Source organism: Ideonella lacteola (assembly GCF_038066555.1).
GTDB lineage: Bacteria > Pseudomonadota > Gammaproteobacteria > Burkholderiales > Burkholderiaceae_C > Ideonella > Ideonella lacteola.
Genome location: NZ_JBBUTG010000058.1, coordinates 1 through 3,624, shown reverse-complemented (window position 1 = coordinate 3,624; position 3,624 = coordinate 1). Strand labels below are relative to the sequence as shown.

General features: G+C 58.6%; 4 protein-coding genes. All 4 read left to right on the top strand.

Features of this window, described 5'->3' with window-relative positions; translation table 11 throughout:
* Positions 1 to 131 precede the first annotated feature (131 nt).
* Positions 132 to 566, top strand: a complete 435-nt coding sequence (locus AACH06_RS29875) for a hypothetical protein (RefSeq protein WP_341429481.1) — start codon at positions 132 to 134, stop codon at positions 564 to 566.
* Between the two features lie 98 nt (positions 567 to 664).
* The gene (locus tag AACH06_RS29870) at positions 665 to 976 is read left to right on the top strand and encodes a hypothetical protein (RefSeq protein WP_341429480.1); all 312 of its coding nucleotides are present in this window, start codon (positions 665 to 667) and stop codon (positions 974 to 976) included.
* A gap of 1,205 nt (positions 977 to 2,181) precedes the next feature.
* Complete coding sequence (locus AACH06_RS29865; RefSeq protein WP_341429479.1) at positions 2,182 to 2,643, top strand: hypothetical protein; 462 nt, start codon at positions 2,182 to 2,184, stop codon at positions 2,641 to 2,643.
* 627 nt (positions 2,644 to 3,270) lie between these two features.
* Positions 3,271 to 3,624: hypothetical protein (locus tag AACH06_RS29860; RefSeq protein WP_341429478.1), on the top strand; the 354-nt coding region annotated here is incomplete at its 3' end.

The window sequence follows — 3,624 nt, the reverse complement described above, 5'->3', positions numbered from 1 at the left end:
CCTCGTGCGCTTGGCCGTCGTCCCCAGGCCCAGGCTGTGTTGTTTCATGCGCCATATCGTCTCAGCACTTCAGCTTCCCGCCAAGCACCAGGCCGCGCGATTTCTGCAGACATTCCTTAGGCGTGACAAGCATGACTTCGCTCACCATCAACGGAGAACAAGCCGACCTCTCGCTTCTCTGGCGTCCAGAGCGAGGCCTCAACCGCATTCGGCGCGAGTGGCGACAGGCCAGGTTTTCGCTATTGGTCGAAGCCACAGCATTCCTTTCTGCCCTCTCGGCGAACTACGAGAGTTGCGTCCTTGATCTCAAGCACGACGACTCCCTTACTGGCGAAACCGACTTCTTTGGGGAAGCCGGCTATCCCAGCCCCAGCCAACTTGTTGAGCAGCCGGAATTGCTCGCCCGAGTCGTTGACACCTTCTTTGCCGAGCAGGTCTTCATGGCTGTGCTGCCTCCGCCTCCAGCTGCATTCGAGGGCAGCTATGCCATCGGAGGCATAGACTCCATTGCTTCGTTGGAGAACGCATTCGCAATTCAAGGTCCATGCTATGCGTATCCTGACTAGGTGTCTTACGGCGGTCACGCCTAACCCCTCCGTCAAGGGGACTGGCCTGCGGCCAGCCCCTTACGTCTAACGTTAGGCCTATCAGCGTCACTTTCGAAATGACAGAGTTCGGTCCACCGGAGCAGGTCTATGTCGAGAACAAGTGGTACGACGGGCCTCGCGCCGGCGTTGCCGATGTTCAAGGCAAGCCTCATCGCTTTGTGTCGCAGTACGACGAGCAAGAAGACGAGTACCTGGGAACCTTCCTGATCTGGCCCATAGGCGAGGAAGATCTATTGCTTGAGCAGGAGCAATGGCGAATCTTTGTGAACTGGAACGAAGACTATGAAGCCGGCAAAGTCGGAGTCGAATCGCATCCCGGCCAGCCCGGCATGAGCGGGCGGTGGGATGAAATCGAAGCCATCCTCTAGGTCAAACGAGAGGCGGCTCCGAGAGATGCAAGGCGTGCCAAGGCTCAGTTGGTGTTCGAGGACGCCCCGCAACGGTACGCGCTGTCCGGTCCCAGGTACAAGTTGTCTTGGAGGCTGCTTTGAGTCTCGTCCTGCTAAGGAATCGGCCTAACCCCTCCGTCAAGGGGACTGGCCTACGGCCAGCCCCTTACGTCGAACGTTAGGCATCAGAAGGCAGCAGGCTGGTGAAGTCTCAGCGACATGTCAACGGTTTCTGGGTGCCAGCTTCGTCGTCAGCGTGGGCTGTCCGTCCTTCGGCGGCCAGCGCACGGACAGTGGTGGTTCCAGCCGTATTCAAGTCAGCTTGGTCACATGTGGGTGGCCTCAGCAGCACACCACGGTCGCTCGAATCGCTCTCCCTGGTCATCGCCAGTGGTACTCTGTGGGCAATCTCTGCCACGGCAAGCTTTCAGCGCTTTGCCGGGGTAGTAGAAGTCCTTCTTCTCTCCCGGCCTGCGTCGTAGCAACTTGTCATGCAAGTCTCTTGCTCCACCAACGTGCACCTCGCATTGCTACCGGGCATGAAATGCATGTCGGTTGTGGCATTGCGTTCCAGGCATCTCGGTGCTCTGGCCGCTCTGCCTAACCGCTCCGTCAAGGGGACTGGCCTGCGGCCAGCCCCTTACGTCGAACGTTAGGCATCACATGAGTGAGCGGTACGGCGAAATCGAGGTCATCCCGCCGGCGCTGGATTGGGCGCCAACGCAGCCGTCGATGTTCTGTAAGAGCGGAATACCCAATGCCAGTGAGGTCGCGTCTCAACTCATCTGGGCAGCAAAGCTGCTTGGGTCGAGTGACGCCAAGTTGCACATACTCAACGAGTGGTTTGTCGTGACATCCGCAACCGATTGGGTCTCCGCGGCCGCCAAAGGGCCGGCAGAGCACGAACTGTTTGTCTACATGCGCTCTTTCCCAGAGGCAGGTCAGAATGAGAATCGACCAGAGTTTGTTGCAGCTGCTTTCTCGAAGGCGGTTGTCGTCCTAGGCCCAGCTGGCATACGGGTTGTGCGAGGACATGTAGAGGACAACGATCCGATACTTGAACATCTCAGCCGGGCGCCTGAGTGGAAGCGTGCTGTTGCATTCCGAGGCGTCGGCGATGCCTAACCCCTCCGTCAAGGGGACCTGCCTTCGGCAGGCCCCTTACGTCGAACGTTAGGCATCACATGAGTGAGCGGTACGGCGAAATCGAGGTCATCCCGCCGGCGCTGGATTGGGCGCCAACGCAGCCGTCGATGTTCTTTAAGAGCGGAATACCCAATGCCAGTGAGGTCGCGTCTCAACTCATCTGGGCGGCAAAGCTGCTTGGGTCGAGTGACGCCAAGTTGCACATACTCAACGAGTGGTTTGTCGTGACATCCGCAACCGATTGGGTCTCCGCGGCCGCCAAAGGGCCGGCAGAGCACGAACTGTTTGTCTACATGCGCTCTTTCCCAGAGGCAGGTCAGAATGAGATTCGACCAGAGTTTGTTGCAGCTGCTTTCTCGAAGGCGGTTGTCGTCCTAGGCCCAGCTGGCATACGGGTTGTGCGAGGACATGTAGAGGACAACGATCCGATACTTGAACATCTCAGCCGGGCGCCTGAGTGGAAGCGTGCTGTTGCATTCCGAGGCGTCGGCGATGCCTAACCCCTCCGTCAAGGGGACTGGCCTGCGGCCAGCCCCTTACGTCGAACGTTAGGCATCAGAAGGCAGCCGTCTGGTGAAGTCTCAGCGACATGTCAACGGCTTCTGGGTGCCGGCTTCATCGTCGGCGTGGGCTGTCCGTCCTTCGGCGGCCAGCGCGCGGGCCGTGGTGGCTCCAGTCGTATTCAAGTCAGCTTTGGGCACATGTCGGTCGCCTCGGCAGCATGCCAAGGCCGCAAGTTGCTCTGCCTGGTCAGCGCCGGTGGTACTCTGTAGGCAATCTCTGCCACGGCGAGCTTTCAGCGCTCTGCCGAGGCAACTGAAATACTTCTTCTCTCCCGGCCAGCGTCATAGCATTTGTCATGCGAGTCCCTTGCTTCATCAACGCGCATCTCGCATGGTTGCCGGGCATGAAATACATGCTGGTTGTGGCATTGCGTTCCAGGCGTCTCGGTGCTCTGGCCGCTCTGCCTAACCGCTCCGTCAAGGGGACTGGCCTGCGGCCAGCCCCTTACGTCGAACGTTAGGCTCTTAAGCCGATACTACCGCGCTGAGCCACCATGACTCGACCGTCAGACATCAGATAAAGATATGGGAGTATCAATGCGAGTAGGAGTAGTTGCAGTAGCCTTGCTGGCACTTTCTGGTTGCGCTTCGACCTACGTGCAGTCAACGAGACAAGATGCTGCCAGTCTTCGAGTCTTAAACGCCGCGCGCGACGTCAACCTCGGCGTGCTGGCTTTCAAGAACCCGGAAGTCTGCAGCGGATATCTAACACTCCCCTACCCCTCAGGGCAGAAGGCGCTTCTCCCTGGTTCCGAACTGCACTTGCAGGTTGATCCAACTCAACGCTTTTCTCTGAGTCTTGGTACGACGCGCACACTCGGTGGAGGCATGTTTCAAACGTGCGCCATGATAGTGACGTTTCAACCTCAGGCATCCCAACACTATGTCCTGAAGTTTCAGTGGCCCGACGACAAGTGC